Origin of the sequence: Ensifer sp. ENS02 (assembly GCF_014851885.1) — a bacterium.
Lineage (GTDB): Bacteria > Pseudomonadota > Alphaproteobacteria > Rhizobiales > Rhizobiaceae > Ensifer > Ensifer adhaerens.
The window spans coordinates 13,291-38,414 of sequence record NZ_JACVAO010000016.1; the positions used below are offsets into that span (position 1 = coordinate 13,291).

Here is a 25,124-nt window from a genome sequence, read left to right on the forward strand (position 1 = left end):
AAGGAGCGCAAGCAATCCGGCGAGAAGCGCGGTCCGCCACTTCATTGGCGCCGCCCCAGGCGGGTCAGCATCGAGGATGTTGCCAGCCCCAGAAGCACCGACAGCACGATCAGCAGCAGGGCATAGACCATGATGTTGCTGGACAGCCAGTTGGCAAAGATCAGGCGATAGTTGGTGAGCGACGGCGGCTGCGTCTGGACGAAATCGAATCCGGCGACCGGCGTCACCTCGATCTTGTCCGTCGCCGGCTCATAGGCCGAGACCCGCCCGGCAAGCTGTTGCCAGCGCGTGACGTCGGCGATCGCCGCCGTGCCCTCACGCAGACGCTTTCCGGTTGGCGCCGTCAGCAGCGTCCAGGTCGCGTCGTCGCTCGGATTGGCGCCTTGCGCAATCACAAGCCCGGCACTTTCCGGCGGAATATAGGCGGCTTGCGCTTCGGGCAGGATACGCAGCGAGCTCAGCGAAATGTCGAACTCCTGCTTCACCCAGGTCTGAAACCCCGTGACCTGGTTGCGCCAGGCGCCGCCGCTCAGGCGCGTGCGCCATTCGTCGATGGCTTTCTGGGTGTCGTCAGGACGGCCGGTGTCCTCCGCATTGCCCCAGGACATCTGCCTGGCGGGGTCGATACCGACCTGTGTCAGCACCGTCTTCGGCAACTGCGGCATGGCGCCGATGAAGATCGCGTTGCGGCTGCCGGCTGCAAGCGGCGATGTGATCACCTCCACCAGCATCGGCCTGCCGCCGGCAACAGCCAGGCGGGCAAGGAAGGTCGCGGCCGCCGACAGCGTGTCCTCGTCGGCACGGTCGAGGAAAAGGGGAACGGCGGCGCTATCACTGCGATAGGGGGCGGCAGCACCGGAAATCGCAGCGATATTCGGCCGGCGACCGATGCGCGCGAAGTCCGGCATTCGCAGTTCGGACGTATCGAAGAGCGCGAAGCGCGGATCGTTGGAGGCCGGCGTTCCCGGCGCGCAGGCCTTGTCCGGCTCGGCGGAGAGCACCGCCTCGATCTCGATCAGGTTCGGACCGGGCTTGAAATGGCGCATCGTTACTTTGATCGGCAGGTGGCGCAGGATGTCGCCTGTGGCCGAGTTCAAAGGGATCGTCGATGCGATGTTGCCGTTGATATAGATGTCGATGTGGCTGCCTGGAAGCACGGCATCCGTATAGGCAGCGTCGAGCAGAAGCGTCGCGTCGCCATAGGCGTCGGCATAGAAATCCGACGGCACGGCTACGGAGAAACGCGTGCGAAAGCGCCGGCCGGTAAATTCGCTGGTCTCCACCCCGAGTTCGGAGAAGCGCAGGCGCGCATTCGTCACGACCAGCGGCGTCTCCGGCAACTGCCAACGCCCGGTGGCGATGACGTCGCGCGGCACGTTGCTCGGGCGGTCCATCGGCTGCGTGATCCCCTCGATCGCCTCCTGAACGGCGGACCAGTCTGGACCGCTGATCACCAGCACCGACGACTTCGTCTTGCCGTCGCGCACGAACATGGCGACAGGGCCGCTCGACGCACCTTCCGGCAGTCGCTCGAGGAACGGCGCCACTTCCTCCGCGGTGCCGACGAGCGCAGTCATCTGCCCGGGTTTCGCGAGTTCAGGCATGGTCTCGCTGAGGGCGAATTCCTGGGCGGGCATCTGGCCGCGCAACGCCATGCCTTGCGCAAGCCGCATCAGAGCTGCCGTTCGGCTCGGCTGCTGGAGGCCGGGTACGACCAGGTTGAACTGCGTCCGGCCGCGCGCATCGAGCCCGACTGCGCGTACGTCGTCGAGACTGGAAAGCGTCGCGCTGTCGCCGGAGGAAAACCGGATGAAGGCCGATTCCGGTGCGATCTCAGTCCACAGTTCATAGGTCGATTCGACCGTGCAGTCCGTGCGGTGGCGTTGGCGAACCTTGACGCGAATATCGTTGGATCCGGCGCGCAGCAACCCGGGCTTCAGGTCGTAGCTCAGCGGCGTGGCGGCCTCCGCCGAGCCGATCGGCTTCTCGCCGGCCAGTTCGCCATTGACGAAGATCGAAAGCGTCGACGCTTCCGGCGCAACGACGATCGCGTTCTGATAGGCGAAATTAAGCGAGGCGGCAGATTGCGCCTGCGCCGGCGTCAGATAGACGGACCAGGTGCGTTCATCGACCTCTCCGGTCAGCGACAGTGCGCTGAACGGGATGATGAAGCGCTTGAAGTCGTCCGGCGGCTTGAGCGTGACGATGGGCTCTGCCGGCCCGGCGTTGCTTCCGGTGTCTGCCGGCGGCTGCAGGATCGGAGCATCCGCCGGGCGCTCGCCGGACATGTCGAAAGGCGACGGCTGCGCCGACACGCCGGTTGCAAGGCTCGCAAGCAAGAGGGCTGGGAGAACGAGGCGCCTGAGCATCAAGCGCCCTCCTTCTGCGCCTCGGAGCCACGCAGGCTGCGAAGGAAGTAGATCATGCCGCGGCTCGTCTGATAGAGCGCCAGCCAGAGGAACCAGAACGTTCCGCGCACCAGTCCCGGATTACCGCGCCGGGCGCTTTGAAACTCGCTCCATTGCCGCGAATTGGCAAAGATCAGGTCGGCGACCAGGCTGTGATGGCGGGCGACCTGCGGCAGGTAGCGGCAGCCCATGATGGTGATATCGCCGGCAACCTCCTTGTTGCGGATCGCGACAGGCAGCGTCTCGGCCACGCCGCTGCCGCTATAGGGCTCGAAGCGGATCCCGCCCTCGGTGTCGGTCGGCAGCGTCGATGCGTCGATGCCGTAGACCTGGACGCGCGCGCCGTGCGCCGAGACATCCTCGATCGTTGCCGGATACCATTTGTCGGCGACCCCGAACTCGCAGCGGCGGCTGACCTTGACGCGCCGGGAGGCTGCCCGCTCGCCGCGCTCCGACACGACGCCGAGCACGCAGCCGGCCATGATCAGGTTCAAGAGGTTCCAGCCGCCGACGACGAGCGTCACGTCTGCCTTGTACGGCTCGGTGTAGACCCGGTAGACCGTCATGAGCAGGGCGACGAAAAGCACCGCGAAGATGACGAAGAACGGCCGGGCGATCTCGGAGAGCCGGCTTTCCAGGATCGATTCATCCTTTGCCGTCACCTTGAAGGTCGGCCGGCTCGGCCGCAGCAGCACAGAGATGACCGCCGGCAGCAGATGCACCGTCTGGGCGAACTCGTAGAGTTCAGAGATCCAGGGCCAGCGGAACGAGCCGTAGAGATAGTTCTGCATCATCAGGTTCACGACCATGTAGGCCAGCGTATAGGCGAGGAACTCGCCGCCAGACGCCGTGAAGATCTCAAGGTCGAAGAACAGATAGAAGAGCGGCGCAAAAAGGAAAATCGTCCGCGGGATCGGAAACAGCCAGAACAGCGTCGACGACATGTAGCAAAGCCGTTGCGGGATCGACAGTCCGCCCTTGAACAGCGGAAAGCGGAATATGAGGATCTGCATCATCCCTTGCGCCCAGCGGCTGCGCTGGCCGATGAAGCTGGCGAAGGTCGCCGGTTGCAGGCCGGCGATCAGCGGGCGGTCGACATAGATGCTGTTCCAGCCGCGTCCGTGCAGCGCCAATGCCGTTTCGCAATCCTCGGTGATGCTCATGCCGCTGAAGCCCTCGGTATCCTCCAGCGCCTTGCGGCGAAGAACGGCGGCCGAGCCGCAGAAGAAGGCGGCATTCCACTTGTCGAGACCGCGCTGGATGATGCCGTAGAACATCTCGTTCTCGCTCGGCATTTTCTCGAAAGTGCGCAGGTTGCGCTCAAGCGGATCCGGGTTGAGGAAGAAGTGCGGCGTCTGCACCAGGAACAGCTTCGGGTCCTGCTCGAAATAGCCGACGGTCTCCAAAAGGAAGTCGCGCGCCGGCGCGTGGTCGGCATCGAAGACCGCAATCAATTCGCCGTCGGAGTGCAGCATGCCGTTGTTGAGGTTGCCGGCTTTGGCGTGCTCGTTGCGCTCGCGCGTGAGGTAGCGCACGCCGAGATCGTCGCAAAGCGCCTGCAGTTCGGCATTGCGGGCGGATGCGCGCTGCGCTTCGACAAGGTTTGCCGAGTTGCGCTTCTGCAGGGTGCCGCCGTCGTCGAGCAGCCACACCGTCAGCTTGTCGGCCGGATAATCCATCGCCTTGGCGGCGGCAAGCGTATTGGCGAGCAGGCCTGCGTCCTCGTTGTAGGACGGCACGAAGACATCGACCTTCGGAAACTTGCCGGGAGAGATCGAACTCGCCTTTCGCGGCGGCAACGGCATCGCCACTACGAACAGGCTGAGCGACAACATCATCACGCTATACATTTCAGCGAGGTAGAGCAGGAAGCCCGGGATGAAGTTTTCAAGCTGGTTGAGCGGCGGCAGCGTGCTTGTAGTGCGCCAATAGACATAACGCAGCACGATCGCCGTACCGAAGGCGAGCGCGATCAGCCGCCAGCGGCCGCCGGCATTGGCAAGCTTGAGCACGGCCATGAAGGTTACGATGAGAACGCTGACGATGAGCTGCGTCTGGAGGTTCACCGGCAGCGTGATGACCGCCATCACACAAAGCGAGAAAAACGCCCAAGCGGCAACCGATCCGATCCTGCTCATACATTTGCCTTCCAGCGTTCGGCATCATGCCACTGGTATTGCCCGACCCATATTCGACCGAGTCTCCCCTACCGACACCAGCCCATAACAAAGGATGGTTAGCGGTCGATTAAGGGCAGGCTCCTCCGGTCTGCTGCCCTGCGCACGCAGGAGCCGGCACGATCACGTTCGGCAAGGTTTTCGCCGTGGTTTCCGCCTGCGCCTGCGGCATTGAGACGGTTCCGTCCGGCTGCGGAACCGGGATCGACGTCACCGCGGTGGGCGCAACGACCTGCTGTTCGACGCGTGCCGGAACGCTGCTGACTTCACGCCGTGCCACGGGCTGCACCTGGCGCCGCGGAACCACCACCGGAGCGCTCGTGGTCACCGCCTCTTCCTTGCGGTAGATCGGGCTGCCGGTTCGGCCGAGACCCGCCTCCAGCGGCGGCGGCGCGCCATAGGGGTTCCAGGCGGGATCGCCGAAGGTGCCGGTGATCGTGTAGCCGTAGACCGGGGCCAAAAGCTCGGTCTCGCTGGCGCCTGCCGCGCAATAGCGCAGCCGCACCTGGATCGTGCCGTAGCCCTTGAGCGGCGAGCGATGGTTCTCCGTCTGGCGGATCTGCTGCCAGGCAAAGATGCAGGCGTCGTTCGCCCGGCCCTGACCGAAGGCATAGCCGAACGGGCCGTAATTGTTCTGCAGGAAGTAAGGGTTGAGCGACAGCGAAACGCCGGGCAGCGCCCGGCGCGCCTCAGCCATCATCTTGTTGTCGCGCACAGCGGCATAGTTCGAGCGGGACTGTTGGTCGAACTTGGCGTTCATCGGGCCGAAGAACTTGGCCCGCAGCAGGTTCTGACCTGGGGTCGCCGCCGAGGTGTAAAGATAGATATCCTGCTCGATCGCGTTGGTGCTGCGCCGTTCGACGACGTTCAGAACCGCAGGCCCGCCGGGCGGCGGCAGGATCAACGCGTTTTCCGAGGGAACCATGATGCTGCCGGTCGGCGTGCCGACGTCCTGGCGCGTGTTGCAGCCCGACAGCACGGTCGCGGCCACCAGCGACACCGCAGCCACGCGCCAGCCGTCCGCAGGGCGCAGCCGTCTCTCCGACGTGCCGAATCTCCGACTCAGATATCGTTGCATCATGGCTGAGCATTAGTTGATTCACCCCATTTCGCAAACCCGCGAAGAATGGGGGCAGAGATGCGACCGGGCGACGACGCACGGCTTTGTCCCCTCAAAATCGATTGTTTCAGGGCGGGCCGGCGCGCTTCCGCGGCGCTGCGACCAGTCGCCTCAAACCGCTTCTCTGGGACGGGCAAGATCGTTGACACCCTCGTCATCCGGGGCCTGCCCGTAGCTCATGCGGCGCATCTGCGCGATGACGCGCTCCATCTCGTCGTCGGGCAGAACCGGCGGCTCGCCAAGCGTCAGCGCCTGGACATACATGCGCGACAGGGTCTCGATCTCGATCGCCAGCCACAGGGCGGCCTCGAGCGTCTTGCCGAGCGAGATCTGGCCGTGCTGGCCAAGCAGGCAGGCCGTGCGGTCCTTGAGCGCCACAAGCGCATTGTCGGACAATGCCTGCGTGCCGAAGGTCGCATATTCTGCACAGCGGATCGTCGTGCCGCCGGCAATGCCGGTCATGTAGTGAAAACTCGGGATGGTCTTGTGGTGGCAGGCAAGCGTGGTCGCATAGACCGAATGGCAGTGCAGTACGACGTTGATATCCGTGCGTTCCCTCAGGATATCGCGGTGGAAACGCCATTCCGACGACGGACGAAGACCGACATAGGTACCGTCGAAATCCATCTCGACCAGATCCTCAGGCTGCATCGTCTCATAGGGCAGCGACGACGGCGTGATCAGGAAACCGGTCTCGGTACGAACAGAAATGTTGCCCGCAGTCCCCTGGTTGATACCGTTCGAATTCATGCGGCGGCAGATGTCCACCATCTCGCGGCGGAGCGACAGAATGTCGGCCTTGGTCATCGATATGTCCTTTCGAAGTCGCGACTGAAACCATTGTTGTGCCCAGCCCGGGCGCGGGCTCGCCATTGCGACGCATAGACGGCGACAGCAGGCGAGAGGTAAGACACGTCGCCGGGATCGGCGAGCGAAAGCGGCGCCGGGCGCCGGCGCCGGCCCTCGCTTGCAAGCAGTGCGGCGCCGGAGGCCACGCCATAGGCATCGAGATTGAAGCGCACACGCCGGTTCGGCATCAGTGCGGCGACGAGGCGGGCATAGAGCGGGTCGCGCAGGAAGCTTCCGTCGAGTACGACCAGCGGCCCCGGCCCCAGCGCCTCCACGCACTCCGCCGTTAGAAGCGCGCAATAGAGCAACGCCAGCGCCTTGCGTTCGATCGGCGTTTCCGGCGGTGGCCCGCTGATGCGACCGCGACCGGCACTTCCCGGAAAGAGGCCGTCATCGTCGCCGAACGACGGCAGCGCCATGCTGCGTCTGGCGATCAAGCCGAGAACGACGTCGTCAGGCACCGCGGCGTTCGGCGGTTCGCGACCCGCCACATGGGAGAACTCGCGGCCACCCATCGTGAGCACGCCGCCGAGCGGGCGCCCGAAGACGTCGCTGTTCAGCGTCATGCCGCGGCGTTCGTCGAGCCGGTCGAGCGCCGTGCGGCCGGAAAAGCCGACGATCCACGTTCCGGTCGAAACGACGATGAAATCGTTGAGCCCGCCGGCGTGATAACGATAGTGGTTGAGGCTGCTGTCGTGGCCGCCCGTAAGCACGCGCAAGCCTTCCGGCAACCCGTGGCGCCGGACAAGCTCGGGACGAGCGGAGCCGAGGACCTGCCAGGCATCGGCAAAATCCGGCATCAGGCTCCGCCAGCCGCGTGTCCCGACAATGGGCGCGAAGCGGCGTTCGGCGACATTCCAGAGATGCGATTGCGCGCCGAGCAGGCTCGCCTCGGATGCAGCAACGCCCGACAGCCGCCACGCCCAATATTGCGGCAGACCGAGATACCAGCACGCGGCGGCGACGGCATCGGGCGCATGCTCCTGCATCCAGTAGAGCTGGCGCGCCTGATGGGTGGCGCTGTGCATCGTCGCGCTGCCGCGGTCGAAAAACGAACCGGAGAGCGGCGCGTAGCCGAACTGGATTTTCTCCGGCACCGGCTGCTCGTAATCGATCATCGGTAGAGCCGCGCCAGCGGCCATATCCGGGTCATCGCCGACGAGTACGCCGCCGGACCCGTGACCGGCGGCGACGAAGGTTTGCAGCGGATGGCGGCGACCAAGATCTGCGAGACTGGCGAAGATCCATTCGCCAAGGCTTTCGAGGTCGTGATGCCGCCAGGGCGGGCCCGGCAGCACTGGGTTGGCAACGCTCAGCGTTTCCAGGACGAAACCGTCTGATGTGACCGCGTTCAGCTTCACATTGGTCTTGCCGACGTCAAGGACGGCGACCGTCCCCGTGTCCGCATCCGCTGAAACTGCCATCCCGAGACCCTCCGTCCTGATAGAGGCGGCGCTTAAAGCGCGCGCACCTAGATCAATCCGTATTGCAGGGCCTTGTTCCTAAGGAACGGCAGGCCGTTGCCCATCACTTCCTCTTCGTCCCTGGCGACCGGCCGCCAGACCGCAAGGCCATAGGCCACTTCCGGCGGCATGTTGATGAAGCTTTCCATCGCCAGTCCACCCTTGAAACCGATCGCGGCCAGCGTCGCGAAGATCTCGTCCCAGGCGCAGTTGCCATAGCCGGGCGTGCCGCGGTCGCTTTCGGACAGGTGGATGTATTTGATGAAGTCGCGTGCATCGAGGATGCCGGTGCCGATGCCCTTTTCCTCGATGTTCATGTGGTAGGTATCGAGATGCACGAAGACATTGTCGGCGCCCACCCGCTTGATCATGTCGACCGCTTGCCAACCGGTGTTGATCAGGTGGTTCTCGTAGCGGTTGACCGCCTCGACACCCAGTTCGATGCCGCGGGTTTTGGCGTGCTTGGCGGCGGCCTGCAGCACACGGGCGATGTTGTCGTACTCGGCTTCAGTCGGCGGCACGCCGGTGCGCTCGCCGATGCCGCCGTAGATGACGCCGGAGAGCGCCTCGCCGCCGAGATCGGCCGTCTTGTCGATCGCCACCTTCAGATGCTCGATCGCGGCATCGGGTCGGACGGATGCCCAGGCGCGCTCCGGCAGGCCGAGCGAGCAGACCGCGCGCAGCTTGTTTTTCTCCAGCAGCGCCTTGGTATGGGCAGTATCAACCGCCGGCGGATTGAGCATCGGGATCTCGATGAAGTCGACGGCGTATTTCACCGCCGCCGCAACGGCGCGCTCCGCACCGGGGCGATCCCAATTCATGGTCCACATGCTTGTATGGACGCCAAAACCCTGCATGGTCATGTTTCCTTTCTGACAAATGAAATCTTGAATTTCGTCGCGACGAAGCGCAGCACCATGACGCCGGCGAGCAGCAAACCCCAGACGGCGGTCGCCAGATGCTGGTTGGCGCCGACGAGGTTGAGACCCGAAGAGAGAAGCTGCAGCACCACCAGCGCGACAAAGACAGGGATGACCCGACCGAAGCCGCCGAACGGATTGACGCCACCCAAGAAGCAGGCGAGCACCGTGATCAGCAGGTAGCTTTCACCGTGGCCGATGCGCACGGAATTGAAGCGCGCCAGCATGATGATGCCGGCAATCGCGCACATGGCGCCGGAGAGCGCATAGACGAGCACGATCACCTTGCGGGTGTTGATGCCGGAATAGCGGGTCGCCTCGAGGTTGGAGCCGATCATGTACGTGTTGAAGCCGAGCTTCGTGCGGGTCAGCAGCACGTTCCAGGCGAGCACGCAGACGATGAAGACGATCAGCGGGATCGGCACGCCGAGAAACGAGCCGTGACCGAGCGGACCGAGGAAGGCCGGAAAGCCGGATACGTCGCCGCCGCGCGTCAGGAACTCGCCGAGGCCGCGCAGGAAGATCATCATCGACAACGACACGAGGATCGGATGCGCGCGGGTAAAGGCAATCACCAGTCCCATGATCACGCCGCTCGCCGCCCCAACGAGAATGGCGAGCACCGAACCGAGCAGGAAAGCGCCGGGGCCGGCCTCCACCCCGCCATTGGCCTGCAACACCCAGGCGAGCGTCAGCCCGGCGATGTTGGCCGTGAAGGTGATCGCGAGATTGAGCCCGCCCGTCAGGATCGGCAGCAACATCGCGAGCGTCAGAAGGCCGAGCTCCGGCAGCTGGAAGGCGACCGAACCGAAGGTGGCCGCGCTGAGGAACTGCGGCGAGGCGATGCCGAACACCAACACCACGGCGAGAAACGCCAGCCCCGGCCCGGCCATTTCCGGACCGATGAGGGTCTTCACGCGTTCGACGATCGCACTCATCGTCCGGCTCCTTTCTGGCTGACGAAGGGCAGAAGTCTTTCGATGCGGGTGTTGGAGAGCGTGATCGCCCCGAGGATGATGGCGCCGATGATCATCTTGAAAGCGAAGGGCGAGACGCCCATCAGGTTGAGGCCGTTCTGGGTGATCGAGATCAGGAGCACGCCGAGCACGCAGCCGAGCACCGAGCCCTTGCCGCCGCCAAGCCGCGCGCCGCCAAGGACGACCGCCGCAAGCACGTCGAGTTCGCGACCATAGAGCGCGTTCGGCACCACCTCCTGCGCATAGTGCGCCTGGATGAGCCCACCGATGCCGGCCATCAGACCGAGCCAGCCGAAGGCGATGAACTGCATGGCGCCGATGTTGATGCCGAAGCGGCGCGCGCCTTCCGGATTGTCGCCGAACGCATAGAGCTGGCGGCCGGTCGTGGTGCGGGTGATCAGCACCCAGGTGGCGATGACGCAGAGCACCATCACCAGCACGGGAAGCGTGATCTCGATCCAGGTTCCGTCCGGCATCTCGTGTTCGAACAGGATGAGGCGGTCCGTCAGCCAATCCGGCAGGTCGTAGATCGACACGCCCTTGGTGAAAAACATCAGGAGGCCGAAGTAGATGTTGAAGGTCGAGATCGTCGCGACGATCGAGATGACGCGGAAACGGTGGATCAGGAAGGCGTTGATGGCGCCGAGCAGGATGCCGAGCGAGCCGGCAATCAAAAGGCCTGAGATCCAACCTCCCCCGCCAATCCAACCAAGAGCAATGGCCGTACCGTATTGCACGACAGAGGCGGCAACAGCGAAGGAGATATCGATGCCACCGGCGATCAGCACGACGAGCAGCCCGACGGCGAAGATGATGTTGACCGAGCTGATGTTCAGCAGGTCAAAGGCGTTGCCGAGCGAGAAGAAGTTGGCGGTCGAGACCGACAGCACGGCGCTGATCGCGATGATGACGGCAAGCAGCGACACTTCCGTCGCGTGGGTGCGGACGAAGCTACGCATAGACCGCTCCTTCGATCTCGGCGAGCGAAGCGCTGCGCGGATCATAGCTGCCGACGATGCGGCCTTGTGCCATGTGCAGCACACGGTCGGCGTTGAAATAGACCTCCGGCACCTCATCGGAGATCAGAATGATCGCAAGGCCGGTCTCGGCAAGCCGCGCGACGATGTCGAAGATGCCAGCACGCGCACCAACGTCGACGCCGACAGTCGGGGCGTCGAGGATCAGGAGCTTCGGATCGGTCGCCAGCCACTTGGCGATCGCCACACGCTGCTGGTTGCCGCCGGAAAGCGTCGAGATCGCATCCTGCTGCAGCCCGATCTTGACGCCGAGATCGGCGATCCAGCGCGCGACAAGACTGCGCTTGCGATCCTCGGAGAGCAGTCCGCCTGAAAGGATCTTGTCGAGCGAACTAATCACGAGATTGTCGGCGATCGACTGCGGTTGGATGAGGCCAAGCGACAGCCGGTCCTCGGAGAGATAGGCGACGCCCGCCGCAATCGCATCGCGGTTGGACGAAAAGCGGACCGGCTTGCCTTCAAGCGCAATGGTACCGGATGCCGGCTTCAGCATGCCGAAAAGCGTCAGCGCCAGTTCGGTGCGCCCGGCGCCGAGCAGGCCGGTAATCCCAAGTGTTTCGCCGCGCCTGACCGAGAGCGAGATATCCTCGAATTGCCCGGGGCGGGACAGGCCCTTCACATCGAGCACGACGGGCTGACCGTCGCGGAATTTCGCGCGCACCTGCTGGTCGAAGGTCTTGCCGGTCATCAGTTCGGTGATGCGCGACTGGGTCATGCCGGCGGCGGGGTAGACGCCCACCAGCGCACCATCGCGCAAGACCGTGATGCGGCTCGAAATCTCCAACACCTCGGCAAGCCGATGGCTGACGAAAACGACGGCGACGCCGGAGGCGGAGAGCCCGCGAACGATATCGAGCAGATGGTCGGTTTCCGATTGCGTCAGCGACGCGGTCGGCTCGTCCATGAAGACGAGCCTCGCTTCACCCACAAGCGCCCGGGCGATCGCCACGATCTGGCGCTGGGCAATCGCATATTCCTTGAGCGGCAGGTCGACGTCGAGCGTCACGCCAAGACGGGCGAGCGCATCGGTCGCGATCTGGCGCATTCGGCCATAATCGACCAGTTTCGGCCAGCGGCCGAGCACCGTCTGGAAGGCGATGTTTTCGGCGACGCTCATTTCGGGAAACAGCGCCAGGTCCTGCCAGATCACCTGGATGCCGCGATCCTGCGCGGTCACCGGTGACATGTGGGAATAGGTTTCGCCATCGAACTCGATCGAGGCGCCATCGGCGGGGCGGTAAACGCCGGTGATGATCTTGATCAGCGTGCTCTTGCCGCAACCGTTTTCGCCGGCAAGGCAATGAACCTCGCCCGGTCGGACGTCGAAGCTCACATTCTTGAGCGCACGAACCCCACCAAACGTCATGTTGATATCGCGCAGGGCCAGAAGCGGCTTCTCGCCTCCTCCCGCGGTCGCAAGCTGGTGCATGGACTGCCCCTAAATCACGTTAGGTCCGAGCAAGATGCGGGCAGAAACCGCAAACACCTTTCCTCATCCGGCTCCGGTACGGTTGAGGGACTTGCCAGGCCGGCCGAAGCCGGCCCAGCAGCCGGGAGAACCCTTGAGGATCAGAGACCCATGGCCGCGAGATCCGCGACCGTGTCCTTGTTGATCGGCACGAGCTGATCGACGATGATGTTGCGGTTTTCGAAGTCCGGCTTGACCTTGCCGAGACCTTCGATCTCGTCACCGTCCTTGACCTCCTCGCCCTTCATCAGCTTGTCGGCGAGTGTGACGAAGACTTCGCCGGCCTGCTTCGGATTCCACATGAAGCCGCCGGAGATCGCGTCGGACTTCACCAGCTTCTGGCCTTGGCCGGGAGAGAAGGGACCGAGCACGAAGATCTCGCCGACCTTGCGGCGCTCTTCGACGGCGCGGCCGGCGCCGATCGGGCCCTGGCTGCCGAAGGCAAGGAAGCCTTTCAGGTTCGGATGGGCAGAGATCAGGTCGAGTGCAGTCGACCGGCTCTTGTCGACGTCTTCGGCAACACCGTAGCGATCGCCGACCAGCGTCATGTCCGGATGGTTCTTCTTGATGTAGGCGATTGCCGCATCGGCCCAGGCATTGTGCAGCGGCACGGTCAGCGAGCCGACGAAGACGGCATATTCGCCCTTGCCGCCCATCTTCTCGGCCAGCAGCTTGCCATGCGCCTCACCGAAACCGGTCGAGGATGCGAGCTCGAAGTCCCAGTCGGCACCCTTCTGGCCCGGGGATTCGTGGGTGATGACGATGATGCCCTTTTCCTTGGCCTTGGTCAGCACCGGCTCAAGCACCTTGGCGTCGTTCGGCACCACGCCGATGACCTTCACGCCTTGGGCGATGAGATCCTCGATGGCGCGCACCTGCAGCGCCGGGTCGGCGCTGGTCGGGCCGACCATGAAGGCGTCGATACCGAGCTTCTGGCCGCGTTCCTTGATGCCGGCTTCCATGGCGTTGAACCACGGAATGCCGCCGATCTTGACGACGACGCCGACCTTACCGGCATCCTGCGCAAAGGCGGCCGCCGAACTCGCAAGCGCCAGCGATGTCGCCAGGGCGGCGACGAGAATTTTCCTGATCATGTTCTCTCCTCCACTCGTTCCCATAGGGGGAACGCGCCCGGTCGCCTCAGCGCCGGCCTCCAGTTTCAAATCATCACTGGCGAAGTGTTCCTCGCCTCCCTGAAACGCCGCCTCCTCAGACGACACCATCAAATGTGCACAATCGATATTTCTTGTTTGCACAATCGATGGTGCAAGAACTATTGTGCAGACTTAATCTTTCGTCAAGGGGAAATCGGCACTAAAACCACCAGGGGGAGAAACCGATGGCCAGCAGCAGCAAGAAGAAAGCGACGATCTACGACCTGTCGGTGTTGTCAGGAAGCTCGCCTTCAACCGTAAGTGCGGTCCTGAACGGCACCTGGCAGAAGCGCCGGATCAAGGAGAGCACGGCGGAACTGATCCGCAACCTCGCCGAGACGCACCAATACACGGCCAACCGCCAGGCGCGCGGACTGCGCAGTTCGCGCTCCGGCCTGATCGGGCTGCTCCTGCCGATCCATGACAACCGCTACTTCTCGTCGATGGCGCAGACCTTCGAGGCGCATGTCCGAAGCAAGGGGCAATGCCCGATCGTCGTCAGTGCCAGCCGCGATCCGGAGGAAGAGCGCAAGACCGCCGAAACGCTGATCTCCTATTCGATCGACGAGCTGTTCATCTGCGGCGCGACCGACCCCGACGGCGTGCACGAGGTCTGCGAGGCGGCCGGCCTCAAACACATCAACATCGACCTGCCCGGCACCAAGGTGCCCTCCGTCATCAGCGACAATTACGAGGGCGGGCGAATGCTGACCGAGGCGATCATCCGCCACTTCCAGGCATCAGGTCCGCTTGCGCCGCACGATCTCTACCTTTTCGGCGGCCGCAACGACCATGCCAGCCGCGAGCGCATCCGCGGCTTCCGTGCCGTCAAAAGCGAACTGCTCGGCGCCGATCCGGACGAATGCATCCAGCCGACGGGCTATGCGCCGAACAATGCCCGCCTCGCCTTCGAGGCCTTCTACGAAAAGCACGGCAAGCTGCCGCGCGGTCTCTTCGTCAACTCGTCGATCAACTTCGAGGGGCTGCTGCGTTTCATGGCAGGGCATCCGCACGAAAACTTCGCCGACCTCGTGGTCGGCTGCTACGATTACGATCCCTTCGCGTCCTTCCTGCCCTTCCCCGTCATCATGATCCGCCAGGACGTCGAGGGCATGATCACCAAGGCCTTCGACGTCATCGAGGAAGCCCGGCCGCAGCCGCGCATTCACCTGATCCAGCCCGAACTGGTGCAGCCGCGCACGGCACTGACCGGCCCGCTCGACGCCTTGAAAGACATCGAATAGCCCCGGCGACCAACGTTTCCGCGGAAACTGCAGCTTCATACAGAAAAATCATCTGTACATTCTATTAGAAGCAGCGTATTCATTGGAAATGGATGACGTTGACAGAAAAATCGTCGAAATTCTCGCTGACGATGCGAGGCGATCGCTGACCGATATCGGTGCTGCGGTGGAGTTGTCGCCGTCGGCCGTCAACGAACGCATTCGCCGGCTCGTCGCCAATGGCGTGATCCGAAATTTCACCGTCGAGGTCGATCATCGCGCGCTCGGCCTCGACGTACTCGCCTTCGTCTGGGTCGGCCTTGCGCCGGACGCGGACGAGGAAGCGTTCCGCAGCTTCATGGCCGGTCACCCTGCCGTAGCGGAATGCCACCATGTCACCGGCGCCTGGTCCTATTGCGTCAAGGTCCGGATGCCATCGCTCGGCGACCTCGAGCCGTTCCTTGCCGAAATGAAGCAACGGCGGTTCCTGGCGCGAAGCGAAACGGTGATCGCGCTGTCGACCGTGCGGGAAAGCCTGGTAACGACCGTGCTGCGCGCCTGACCGGACGCGCAAACTGCTGCAACATTTTTTGTTTGCCGGGCATGCACCGTCCTCGAAGCGAACGGCGCAACCATGCCCCGGCCGGAGCCCTATGCCATGTCCACATTGTTGTTTGGAAAAAGCCTCCTCGTCGGCCTCGCGGTCGCAGCCCCTCTAGGCCCGATCGGGGCGCTCTGCATCAACCGCACGCTGGAGCGCGGCTTCTGGGCGGGCGTGGCCGGCGGCCTCGGAACAGCCGCCGCCGATGCCACCTATGCGGCACTGGCTGCGATCGGCTTCGCGGCCTTCGCAGCAGTCCTTGCCATCATCGCCACGCCGCTTAGCTTGGCCGGCGGACTGTTCATGATCTGGCTCGGCTGGAGCGGATTACGGCCAAGGGCGGTGACGGCAGCCGCCGATGTCGGCGGACGCGATCTCATTCGCACAACCATCGCCACCTTTTTCCTGACGATGACGAGCCCGGCGACGATCCTCTCCTTTGCCGCGATCTTCGCCGGCCTCGGCCTTGCCGAAGCGGGCGACGCGCTCAGCGCTGCCGTCGTGGTCATGGGCGTCTTCCTGGGATCGCTCGGCTGGTGGTTTTTCCTAAGCGGCGGTGTTGCGATCGCCCGGACGCGACTGCCCGACAGCTTCGTCGTCTGGGTATCGCGCATTTCGGGGCTGGTTCTGATCGCTTTCGGCATCATTGCCATCGGAGCCGCCGTGAAGGGGCTGCTCTAGCCCCTGTCGACGCAGCCTCTACCGGCTGCGTCAATCACTTTCGACCCCTGCTCGTCAGGTCGTGGGCTTCACCGCCTCCACGTGCCACCACTTGGGTCGGGCAGTGCGATAGCTGTGGCTCTTCGGGATCAGATCGATGGCACTCGTCTTGTCGAAGACGCCGAGCAGAAGGGCAACCACCGGCGCATCGTCGATCGCACCGAGACTGCTGCCGCAGGCCGGGCAGAAGGCGCGGCTGGAATAGTCCGAGGAGCGATAGACCGATGGCGCGCCGCCCGGTCCGGTCCAGGTTACGGCTTCGCTCGGGAATTCGACCCACGCCAGGGTCAAGGCGCCCGAATGGCGCTGGCACATCTTGCACGAACACGTATGCGGCTTTCCGGCCGTCCCCTGCGCCTCAAACCGGATTGCTCCGCAGAGGCATCCGCCCGTGTGCGGCTTAAGCCTCTTGGCAACGGCCCGCGTCATACTTGCCTCCAGTTGTGGTTTCGAATCGGCGCCAGTATAAAGAACCGCGACAAAATTGGAGGCATCCATGCGTGCAATTCGGGTGATATCTGCCCTTGTGGTTGTCGACGGCATCGCAGGCGAGGCGATGGCTGAGGATGGTGTGCGCCCGTCTGCAGCCGGGCCAACGCCGAAGGGCCGGATCGTCTCCGGCGCCTTCGAGATGGACTTCACGAAGATCCCGTAATCGCGGCAGCTTACATGCCGGTACCGGCTCAGTAGAACCACGCGCCGATGTCGCGAAACGCGCGTTTGCTCTGATCGCGCCTGTTGCCGTCCCGCGCCGCCGGGTCGTCGCCGATCGGCAGACTGAAGCCGAAAGGCTCGGCCGGCACGCCGCCGCGATCGCACCAATAGGCATCGAGGTCGGCCCTCATCATGCGGCGCCGCTTCAAGCGGCGGCGGTTGATGACGTGCTTGTCGTTCGAGACCGCAAAGACGTGGCCCGCGTGGCCTTCCGTCACCAGGCCATTGAGGACGAGCAGCGCCGCATCCTTCGGCCGGAGCCCGCCGAGATCGCGAGTTGCCGTGATCAGGGATCGCTTGGCCTCTTCGCCCTTCGGCCCCTGCATCCCGCCGATGGCGAGACTATAGGTGTCGCCTGCGCAACGCACGAAGATGAAGCCGACAGTGCAGAGCGCATAGCCATCGCTCTGCCGGCGCAGCCGGATCGCGAATGCCCCCTCATGGCGGGCCCCGCCATGGTCGGCCAGTTGCAGCTGGATGCGATAGTTCTCGCTGCGGCCGGAAACCGTGCCCATTTCCAGCGTGCTGCCGCGCCAAAGGGCCATCAGTGAACGGCGCGACAGGACCTCGCTTGCGACATCGAAGTGATTGAGCAGCAGGTCGAGCCTTGCTGTCGACGACGCGCCGTGCAGGAAGAATGTCGGGATCGACTTGCGCACGAGATCATCGTGCGGCAGACCCAGCCGGTAGCGTTCGGCGAATTCGCCTAGAAAGCCGATCCAGCGCGATGTCAGGAACGGATGGCGCGCAAACCGCATGGAAAATACGACGGCGCGCTTCAAGCTCACCCTCAGGCCGAGTTTGAGCACATGGCTGGTGATCGACGTCTCTCCCGAGCCTTCACCGACGACGGGCGCAGAAACCGGCCGGCCCGAAGGCGTCAGCTGTTCGCCGACGAATGCCTTGCCATCGACCGGCAACCGCAGATCCGCGCTGTATTCCTGACTGAATTCCAGGGACATGGTGCTATCCTTGAGAGCAAACGCTGTTGGCCGAAGGACTCGGCCGAGCTCAGGTTTGCCCGGGCACTGTCAAGGATTTGCGGAGAACCGGTGGGCAATTGCACGCCGATTCTAAGCGGGCGCGAGGGCGGCGAAGCCGCCGATGTTCCGATCGGGAAAAGCGGAAAATTGCTTGGCGCAACGGCTGTTGCGCCAATCGCTCACAGGGCGATTTCCCGCGGCAGGACGAGCGTGATCACGGCGCCGCCGCCGGCACGCGCGGAAAATTCCAGCCGTCCGCCATGCGCCTTGGCGATCGCCTGGACGACGGAAAGCCCAAGGCCCGTGCCGCCCGTCGCGCGCGACCGCGAGGCGTCGCCGCGCCAGAACAGGTCGATCGAATGGATCGAAACGTCGTCCGGAAGACCGGGACCACGGTCCAGCATCCGGATAAAAGCCTCGTCGGCACCCCGCCGCCCGGTCTCGCAGCGCAGGACACGGCCGTCTGCGGCGTAGCGTGTAGCGTTTTCGATCAGCGCCAGCAGCGCCTGGCGCAGACGCTGCGAATCGCCGGAGACCCGCACCGGCTCAAGCGCGACCTCCACCGACATGCCAACAGAGCCAAGCAGGGTGTTTGACGCACCAAGCACCTGGGTCGCCTCCACGGCGAGGTCCACCGTCTGACGCTGGGTGACCAGCTTCTGGCCGGCGGCGAGCGAAAGCGTACGCAGATCTTCAACCAGGGCGGAAAGCCCCTCCACCTGCAGCAGCAACTGCCGCACCCTTTCCGGCTCGAGAGGAAAAACACCGTCGGCCATTCCCTGAAGGTTGCCCTGCAGGATCGTCAGCGGCGTACGCAGTTCGTGCGCCACCGCCATCGTATTGAAGCGCAGCCGGTTCTCCATGTTTTCCAGTTCGGCTGCCAACTCATCGAAGGTCTTCACGAGCGTCGCCACCTCCTTGGCACCCTTGCGAAACGATCCGACGCGCACCGCGAAGTCACCCGTCCTGAGGTCCTGCGTCGCCTGCGCCAGCACTTCCAGTGGCCGGCTGATCTTGCGCGCCAGCCAGTAGCCCACGAGCCCGCAGAAAGTGACTGCCGTCGCTCCGAAACCGAGGATGATCTTGTCCACCTCCCAGTTCGCCCAGTCTTCGAGTTCCGGCATCGTCGAAAGTAGCTTTTGCAGCGACTCCTGGCGCGGCAACTTGCCGGCATTGATGTCCTTGTAAGCCTGGGCCGCCTCCGCAGGCATCCGCTCCAGCAGTCTCGCCTCCAGCCGCGGCTCCATAAATTCGACGCCGGCATAGATGATGAACACGCTGATGATGAGCAGCGCGATCGTCACGAGCGCGGTGAGAATGCCGAGCGGCAGGCGCGAGAGACCGATCTTCATCTGGGCTCCACGAAACGGTAGCCGACGCCGCGCACGGCACTGAAGAAGCCGCAGGCACCGAGATCTTCCAGCTTGCGCCTGAGATTGGCGATATGGGTATCGACCGTGCGGGCGAGCGCATCGCTGTCCGGCAGGCAGGCGTCGAGGATATCGGCGCGATCGAAGGCATGCGTCGGTCGGCGGATCATGTGGGCAAGGATGCGGAATTCGCTGAGCGTCAGCGGCACCGACTGGCGATTGCCGGCCCTTTCGACGAAGGCGACATGGGCATCGAGATCGACCTCGACACTCTCGAAGCGAAGCACTGTGGCGCCGGCGCCGTTGCGGGTACGGCGCAGCACCGCGTTGACGCGCGCCACCACCTCCTGCGGGTTGAACGGCTTGATCACGTAGTCATCGGCGCCGAGCCTCAGCCCGGTCAGCCGGTCGAGATCTTCTGCCAGTGCCGTGACCATGATAACCGGCGTATTCCCCTCGCGGCGAAGGCGGGCGAGAACCTCGAACCCATCGAGCTTCGGCATGCGAACGTCCAGCAGCACCAGGTCCGGCGACAGCACCGCATGGTGGGTCAGCGCCGTCTCGCCGTCGGCGGCACGCACCGTCCGGAAACCGTCGCGCACGAGATAGGCATCTAGGATCTGCGCAATCTCCGGCTCGTCCTCCGCCAGAAGGATGAGACCCTTATCGACCATGAACTAACTCCCTGGGTCTGATGTTGTGATCAGCAGCTTATGTGACGAATAAGCCCGCGTTGCAATTCGTCCGCGCGGCCCAATGGTCGCTTGATCGGCCCTCCGGATAGAGCTCCGTACAAATCTTCGCCGTTTCTTGACAATTGGCGACGGACGCGCCGCACAACCGACAAACCGGGCCTCTCCCCGCGGCCGAAATGCGGGGTCGGAGTGCCGGAGACCTCCTTCCCGCATGTCGGTCGCGCTCGACCAGAAGCTGTATCGGCCAACCGTTCGGTCTAGCGCATCAAGCGCTCCCAGTTCCTCGACGCAGCCTTGACAGAGCGGCGCAAGTGTCCGGCCCCCACACACAGACAACTTGCGAGCGACCGCATGCCCAGCCTTTATTCATCCACGGCGACCTCTTCAGACAGCGGCCGATGGCCGCGCGCCAATCCTCGTCTCTGGCCGGGGCAGGCGCGCGCGCGCCCAATCGCGGCCGCCGGCGCACTGACCATTTGCGCGGCCTTCGTCTTCATGGCCTTTCCCGGCATCGATCTTGCCGTCTCGCGCTGGGCCGCCTTCGCCACCGGCGACTTTCCGCTCTCGCGGGAGCCGGAGCTGCGGGCCCTTCGCGACTTCAACCGTATCTTGCCGGTTTTCATTCTGCCTTGCGTTCTGGCGCTTCTGGTTGCGCAGGCCATCGCACCCCGCCCATGGCTGCCCCGCCCGCACAAGGCACTGTTCTTCCTGACCTTCTTTGCGCTCGGGCCGGGGCTCCTTATTCAGGCGCTGAAGCGGCTGATCGGACGGGCGCGCCCCCATGAGATCACCGATTTCGGCGGCAGCCTGCCGTTTACGCCGGCCTGGCAAGTGTCCGGCGCCTGCACCCGCAGTTGCTCCTTTGCGTCGGGCGAATCCGCCACCGCGATCGCGCTCGTGGCGCTCGCACTGCTGTTACCGGTTCAATGGCGACGGGCGACAATCATCGCCCTCGTCCCCCTTGTCCTCGCCTTCTCGCTGAACCGGATCGTGTTCGGCGCGCATTATCTGTCCGATGTCGTTCTGGCGTGGTGCCTGATGCTGTGGCTGATGGCGTGGCTGTGGGCCGTATTTGCCGACAACGGCGAACGGATCGATGCCGCCGTGATGCGCCTTTCGCGCCGAAGCGCGCCATAGAGCGCCCGAGAAACCGGTATCGCTTCAGCGCGGAAAGACGAGTTCCACCGTCGTCCCGCGCCCAGGCTGCGAGAGAATGCGGGCATCGCCGCCGCTTTGCCGAACGAAGCCGTAGACAACGGCGAGGCCAAGGCCGGCACCGCCCTCCTGGTCACGGGTGGTGAAGTAGGGCTCGAACGCCTTGTCCACCGCCTCCGGCGACATGCCGATCCCCGCATCGGTCACCGAGACGACGACATCGCTCTCGACGCCGCCCGCGCGGACGAGGATCGTGCCGCCGAGCGGCATCGCCGCGGCAGCATTGAGGCAAAGGTTGAGGATCGCCTGCTCGAAGAGCGCTGCATCGAGGTTCACGTTGGGCAGGTCGTCGGCGATCTCGAAGGCCAACTGGCATTTTTCGCCGACGGCGATCTCCAGCACGTCGGCCATGCCGCGCAGCACCGCGCCGATTTCGAGCGCCCCCGGCTGGAGCGGATGCTGGCTGCCGACAGACAGCATGCTCGAGGCCAGCGAACGCCCCCGGTCGGCCGCCTTGCGAATGCGGGCGATATGGCGTTTCTGCCGATCGCTGAAGCCTGTCTCGCGCTCCAGCAGCCCCAGGCTGCCGGTGATGATACCGATCATGTTGCCGACCTCATGGCTCACCTGGTGGGTCATCCTCATGATCCCGTCCAGCCGCTGCGCCTTCGCCGCCTCGGCCTCCTGCCGGTCGATCTCCGTCACGTCCCGCGCCAGCAGCACGATGCCCCGGTCCGGCTGCCGCGACAGGGAGACTTCGGTCACCCGGCCCATGTCGGAGCGATGGCGCAGCACCAACCGGTCGTCGAGCGATCCCGCGTCGCGATCGGCGGGCAAGAGGGTTGGATCGATCTCCGGCATTGGGCTCACGAACCGGCGCAGCGGCAGCTTCCGCGCCGAGCCCGGCCAGCCGACGAGCTCCATGACGCGACGATTCATCGTGATCGGTTTGCCGCTGGGATCGAAAAGCGCGATCCCTTCGTTCATGTTGCGGAAGGTCGAGCGAATGGTGCGCGCCGCCGCCTCGGCCGTCCGACGAAGCCGCGACACGCGCTCGACGCTTTCGCGGAAGGCGCTGAAGGCTTCAAGCAGCCGCAGGAACTCGGTCTCAGTCCCCTTGTAGCTCGGCGTGTCGACGTCACGGCGCCCCTGGGCAAGCGCGTTCATGCCCTTGGAGAGCGACACGATCCCGCGCGACACCCGCATGACGGAGCGGATCGAGAAGATCGCCATGACGAGCACCAGCAGGGCGGAGACCGCGACGATGACGAGCAGTCGGCTCAGCGCATCAGAGGTCGAGGCGAGATCCTCGTTGAGCCCCCGGGCAACGGCCTCGCTTTGTGTTTCCGTGGCGTGCGAAAGATCGCGCGAGACCGTGTGCAGCCGCGCCACCGCGGCGCGGATGGCGAACATTTCCAGAAGATAGTGGGTCTGCGCCTCGAACACCCGTTCATAGGGCGTCAGCTCGGCTGCCGAAATCCGGCTATCCGGCCCAGCGGGCGCCAGCCGGGGCGTCGTTACGGCAACGTAGCGGCGGCGCAGTTCGCCAAGCTGGAACAGGCTGTCGGAATTGGATGCCGATTGCACGATCGCGTTGAGGCTCTGGCGAACCTCTGCGTCGGCTATGCCGTTGCCGGTGGCGATCTCTCCGAGCGCTGCTGCCGCATCGGCCTTGTACTGCTGGGCCGAATCCGCGTCGGCGGCGAGTGTCACCGTTTGTGTGCGGATCGCATCCAGCAACTCGACGATGTGGGCGCTGGCAAAGCCTTCGACCGCTGTCTTGCCGGTCTCCGGCGCCATGGTCTGAAGCAGGACGTCGACCTGCGCGACGACCGAGCGGCTTTCGCTCGACACCCGATAGGGCGAGGTTGCGTTCATCAGGAACGGCGCGCTGGACACGAGATCGGAAACCTGGCGCGAAACCAGCGAGGCCTTGGCAAGGCTCGAAAAGGCCTGCAGCCCGTAGGCCGCCATCTCGTCACGCGCCCGTTGCAGGCCGAACACGGCGACCGTTGCCAGGCTGAAAACGAGCACGCAGATGAAGACGATCGCAAACGGCAGGCGGAAGGCGATCGACGAAAGGAACGGGCGGCTGATCACGGCCGGGCCTCGTCGTCGTCGTCGGTATCCAGCACATAACCCTTGCCGCGCCGCGTCTTGATGTGGCGCGGAAGGTCCGGATTGCGCTCGATCTTGCGCCGGAGCCGAAGCACGAGCACATCGACGTTGCGGTCGATGTAGCGATCGCTTTCGGCGCCCAGCCGATCGAGGATATGGGCGCGGGTGACTGGCGTGTTCGGCGTTTCCGCGAGAATTTCCAGCAGAGCGAACTCGGCGCTGGTGAGCGAGCGGGTCGCATCGGAAAGGCAGACCGCGCGCCGGCTCTTGAGGTCGATCGACCAATCGCCGAGTTTCAGCGCCGCGGGCTCGTGCTCGCGCTCGGTCTCCCGCTCCGGCTTCAGCGAAGGGTAAGTCCGTCGAAGCACGGCCTTGATCCGGGCCGTCAGTTCGATCGGCTCGAACGGCTTGACGACATAATCGTCGGCGGCCGTCTCCAGTCCCAGCACCCGATCCGCGGCGCTGCCTGCCGCCGTTACCATGACGATGCCGATATTGGTGCGCGCCCGCAGCCGCTGGGCAAAGGTCCGGCCCGAGGCTCCAGGCAGGTTGTGGTCGACGAGCACCAGGTGCACCGTTTCCCGCTCGAGGACGACAGCGGCGGCCTCCGCCGATGGCGCCGTCAGCGGCATCCAGCCTTCGGCCTCCACCAGATCGGAAACAAGCTCCGCCATGTCCGGATCGTCTTCGACGATCAGAATCCGTATTCTCTCACTCAGCATGCACGTCCTCCCGCCGCCATCATAGGCGGGGCTGCCCCAATGATCAAAGCGGCTCGCGTTATCCGCATTGTCACATTTGTAATCTTTGTAATCTTGAAACGGCAAAGCCGCATCCGTGTTGTAAGAACGGTAACCATTCTGCGGGTTGCGACCCGCAGGGAATACCGACATCCTGATTGCGGAGATTGGGGCGGCAACGCTCCAAATGGGAGGACATCGTGAAAGGCATTACCGCTATCGGCGCGGGCGTGGCTCTATGGCTGTGCGCCGCCACGTCAGGCATGACGGCACCGGCGCTCACCGTGCTTTGCGGTGTCGACGAAGCGTGGTGCGCGACGATGAAGGCCTCTTTCGAGGCGAAGTCGGGCATCGAGGTCGCTATGACCCGAAAGAGCAACGGCGACATCCTCACCCAGATCCGGGCCGAAAAGGACACCCCTACCGTCGATGTGTGGTGGGGCGGGACAGGCGACACCCATCTGCAGGCGGGATCGGAGAACTTGCTCGAACCCTATCGGCCGGCGCATGAGCGCGACATGCTGCCCTGGGCGCAGAATTTCTTCGCCATCTCCGGCGGACGTTCGGCGGGCATTTATGCCGGAGCGCTTGGCTTTGCCTACAATGCCGACCTGCTGCATACGCTGAAATTGCCGGCCCCGACCTGCTGGAAGGATCTCGCCGACAACGCCTATCGCGGCCGTATCCGCAGCGGCAATCCGAACTCGTCGGGCACCGCCTTCACCACGCTTGCAACGCTGGTGCAGCTCTTCGGCGAGGATGAGGCCTTCCGGTTCATGGGCGCACTCAACCGCAACATAGACCAGTACACCACGGCCGGCTCGGCACCGGTCAAGGCGGCAGCACGCGGGGAGACCCTGATCGGCATCTCCTTCATGCATGACGCGGTCACGCAGAAGCAGGCGGGCTTCCCACTCGTCATCGTCGCGCCGTGCGAAGGGACCGGCTACGAAATCGGCGCCGTCAGCATCGTCAAGGGCGCGCGCCATCTCGAAAACGCGAAAAGCTTCGTCGATTTCGCGCTCACCCCGGAAGGCCAGGGTACCGGTGCAGCTGCCGGCCAGAACCAGGTCCCATCCAACGCCCGCGCGGAGTTGCCGCCTGGCGCACCGGACATATCGCTGATCAAGATGGTCGATTTCGACTTCGCCACCTTCGGCTCGCCGGAGGAACGAAGTCGATTGCTCAAACGGTTCGACGCGGAGATCGCCGCGACGAACTGAGCGCTTCGC

At 64.3% G+C, this 25,124-nt stretch carries 22 protein-coding genes; 6 read left to right on the plus strand and 16 right to left on the minus strand.

What is annotated here, in order from left to right:
• Positions 1-41: 41 nt before the first annotated feature.
• The 10 genes from IB262_RS27965 to IB262_RS28010 all read right to left on the minus strand — a co-directional run bounded on the left by IB262_RS27965 (position 42) and on the right by IB262_RS28010 (position 13,513).
• Positions 42-2,369, minus strand: coding sequence for a cellulose biosynthesis cyclic di-GMP-binding regulatory protein BcsB (locus tag IB262_RS27965; protein ID WP_192494009.1), 2,328 nt, complete (start codon positions 2,367-2,369; stop codon positions 42-44).
• Positions 2,369-4,546 carry a UDP-forming cellulose synthase catalytic subunit gene (gene bcsA / locus IB262_RS27970; protein WP_034789955.1) on the minus strand — a complete coding sequence of 726 codons (2,178 nt, stop codon included), beginning with the start codon at positions 4,544-4,546 and terminating at the stop codon, positions 2,369-2,371. Before bcsA ends, IB262_RS27965 begins: the two co-directional genes overlap by 1 nt.
• A gap of 109 nt (positions 4,547-4,655) precedes the next feature.
• The gene (gene bcsN / locus IB262_RS27975; protein WP_348646938.1) at positions 4,656-5,594 is read right to left on the minus strand and encodes a cellulose biosynthesis protein BcsN; all 939 of its coding nucleotides are present in this window, start codon (positions 5,592-5,594) and stop codon (positions 4,656-4,658) included.
• A 222-nt stretch (positions 5,595-5,816) separates the two neighbouring features.
• Complete coding sequence (locus IB262_RS27980; protein WP_113294616.1) at positions 5,817-6,512, minus strand: class II aldolase/adducin family protein; 696 nt, start codon at positions 6,510-6,512, stop codon at positions 5,817-5,819.
• Positions 6,509-7,978 (minus strand): FGGY family carbohydrate kinase, encoded by a 1,470-nt coding sequence (locus IB262_RS27985; protein ID WP_192494011.1) that lies wholly within the window; start codon positions 7,976-7,978, stop codon positions 6,509-6,511. Before IB262_RS27985 ends, IB262_RS27980 begins: the two co-directional genes overlap by 4 nt.
• Positions 7,979-8,025: 47 nt before the next feature.
• Positions 8,026-8,874 (minus strand): sugar phosphate isomerase/epimerase, encoded by an 849-nt coding sequence (locus tag IB262_RS27990; RefSeq protein WP_060644000.1) that lies wholly within the window; start codon positions 8,872-8,874, stop codon positions 8,026-8,028.
• Positions 8,875-8,876: 2 nt separating this feature from the next.
• On the minus strand, positions 8,877-9,875 hold the full coding sequence (locus IB262_RS27995; protein WP_112975369.1) for an ABC transporter permease: 999 nt from the start codon (positions 9,873-9,875) through the stop codon (positions 8,877-8,879).
• A complete protein-coding gene (locus IB262_RS28000; RefSeq protein WP_034789989.1) occupies positions 9,872-10,873 on the minus strand; it encodes an ABC transporter permease in 1,002 nt (333 codons plus the stop codon). The genes IB262_RS27995 and IB262_RS28000 overlap by 4 nt, the downstream gene beginning before the upstream one ends.
• On the minus strand, positions 10,866-12,380 hold the full coding sequence (locus tag IB262_RS28005) for a sugar ABC transporter ATP-binding protein (protein ID WP_034789992.1): 1,515 nt from the start codon (positions 12,378-12,380) through the stop codon (positions 10,866-10,868). Before IB262_RS28005 ends, IB262_RS28000 begins: the two co-directional genes overlap by 8 nt.
• A 140-nt stretch (positions 12,381-12,520) precedes the next feature.
• Positions 12,521-13,513: an autoinducer 2 ABC transporter substrate-binding protein gene (locus tag IB262_RS28010; protein ID WP_089043683.1), complete on the minus strand. Its 993-nt coding sequence runs from the start codon at positions 13,511-13,513 to the stop codon at positions 12,521-12,523.
• A 245-nt stretch (positions 13,514-13,758) separates the two neighbouring features.
• Here IB262_RS28010 and IB262_RS28015 point away from each other — a divergent pair, with 245 nt between their 5' ends.
• The 3 genes from IB262_RS28015 to IB262_RS28025 all read left to right on the plus strand — a co-directional run bounded on the left by IB262_RS28015 (position 13,759) and on the right by IB262_RS28025 (position 16,078).
• Entirely contained in the window at positions 13,759-14,817 is a 1,059-nt protein-coding gene (locus tag IB262_RS28015) for a LacI family DNA-binding transcriptional regulator (RefSeq protein WP_034789995.1), read from the plus strand.
• Between the two features lie 88 nt (positions 14,818-14,905).
• On the plus strand, positions 14,906-15,358 hold the full coding sequence (locus IB262_RS28020; RefSeq protein WP_034790005.1) for an Lrp/AsnC family transcriptional regulator: 453 nt from the start codon (positions 14,906-14,908) through the stop codon (positions 15,356-15,358).
• Between the two features lie 96 nt (positions 15,359-15,454).
• A complete protein-coding gene (locus IB262_RS28025) occupies positions 15,455-16,078 on the plus strand; it encodes a LysE family transporter (RefSeq protein ID WP_034790024.1) in 624 nt (207 codons plus the stop codon).
• Positions 16,079-16,132: 54 nt separating this feature from the next.
• Here the strand turns inward: IB262_RS28025 and IB262_RS28030 are convergent, their stop codons facing one another.
• Positions 16,133-16,546 (minus strand): GFA family protein, encoded by a 414-nt coding sequence (locus IB262_RS28030; protein WP_034790293.1) that lies wholly within the window; start codon positions 16,544-16,546, stop codon positions 16,133-16,135.
• A 67-nt stretch (positions 16,547-16,613) separates the two neighbouring features.
• Between IB262_RS28030 and IB262_RS28035 the strand changes: the two genes are divergently transcribed.
• The gene (locus IB262_RS28035; RefSeq protein ID WP_156400770.1) at positions 16,614-16,772 is read left to right on the plus strand and encodes a hypothetical protein; all 159 of its coding nucleotides are present in this window, start codon (positions 16,614-16,616) and stop codon (positions 16,770-16,772) included.
• Between the two features lie 28 nt (positions 16,773-16,800).
• Here the strand turns inward: IB262_RS28035 and IB262_RS28040 are convergent, their stop codons facing one another.
• The 3 genes from IB262_RS28040 to IB262_RS28050 form a co-directional block, all read right to left on the minus strand.
• Positions 16,801-17,793: a DUF535 family protein gene (locus IB262_RS28040; protein ID WP_051659181.1), complete on the minus strand. Its 993-nt coding sequence runs from the start codon at positions 17,791-17,793 to the stop codon at positions 16,801-16,803.
• Between the two features lie 200 nt (positions 17,794-17,993).
• The gene (locus IB262_RS28045; protein ID WP_034790027.1) at positions 17,994-19,166 is read right to left on the minus strand and encodes an ATP-binding protein; all 1,173 of its coding nucleotides are present in this window, start codon (positions 19,164-19,166) and stop codon (positions 17,994-17,996) included.
• The gene (locus IB262_RS28050; RefSeq protein WP_060643952.1) at positions 19,163-19,858 is read right to left on the minus strand and encodes a response regulator; all 696 of its coding nucleotides are present in this window, start codon (positions 19,856-19,858) and stop codon (positions 19,163-19,165) included. The genes IB262_RS28045 and IB262_RS28050 overlap by 4 nt, the downstream gene beginning before the upstream one ends.
• Before the next feature lie 372 nt (positions 19,859-20,230).
• Here IB262_RS28050 and IB262_RS28055 point away from each other — a divergent pair, with 372 nt between their 5' ends.
• A complete protein-coding gene (locus IB262_RS28055) occupies positions 20,231-21,016 on the plus strand; it encodes a phosphatase PAP2 family protein (RefSeq protein ID WP_060643953.1) in 786 nt (261 codons plus the stop codon).
• A gap of 24 nt (positions 21,017-21,040) precedes the next feature.
• Here IB262_RS28055 and IB262_RS28060 read toward each other — a convergent pair whose 3' ends face one another.
• Together IB262_RS28060 and IB262_RS28065 are read right to left on the minus strand one after the other, a co-directional pair.
• Positions 21,041-23,134, minus strand: a complete 2,094-nt coding sequence (locus IB262_RS28060; RefSeq protein ID WP_060643954.1) for an ATP-binding protein — start codon at positions 23,132-23,134, stop codon at positions 21,041-21,043.
• Positions 23,131-23,874 carry a response regulator transcription factor gene (locus IB262_RS28065; RefSeq protein WP_060643955.1) on the minus strand — a complete coding sequence of 248 codons (744 nt, stop codon included), beginning with the start codon at positions 23,872-23,874 and terminating at the stop codon, positions 23,131-23,133. The genes IB262_RS28060 and IB262_RS28065 overlap by 4 nt, the downstream gene beginning before the upstream one ends.
• A gap of 218 nt (positions 23,875-24,092) precedes the next feature.
• Between IB262_RS28065 and IB262_RS28070 the strand changes: the two genes are divergently transcribed.
• Positions 24,093-25,115 (plus strand): ABC transporter substrate-binding protein, encoded by a 1,023-nt coding sequence (locus IB262_RS28070; protein WP_226020740.1) that lies wholly within the window; start codon positions 24,093-24,095, stop codon positions 25,113-25,115.
• The last annotated feature ends 9 nt before the right edge of the window (positions 25,116-25,124 follow it).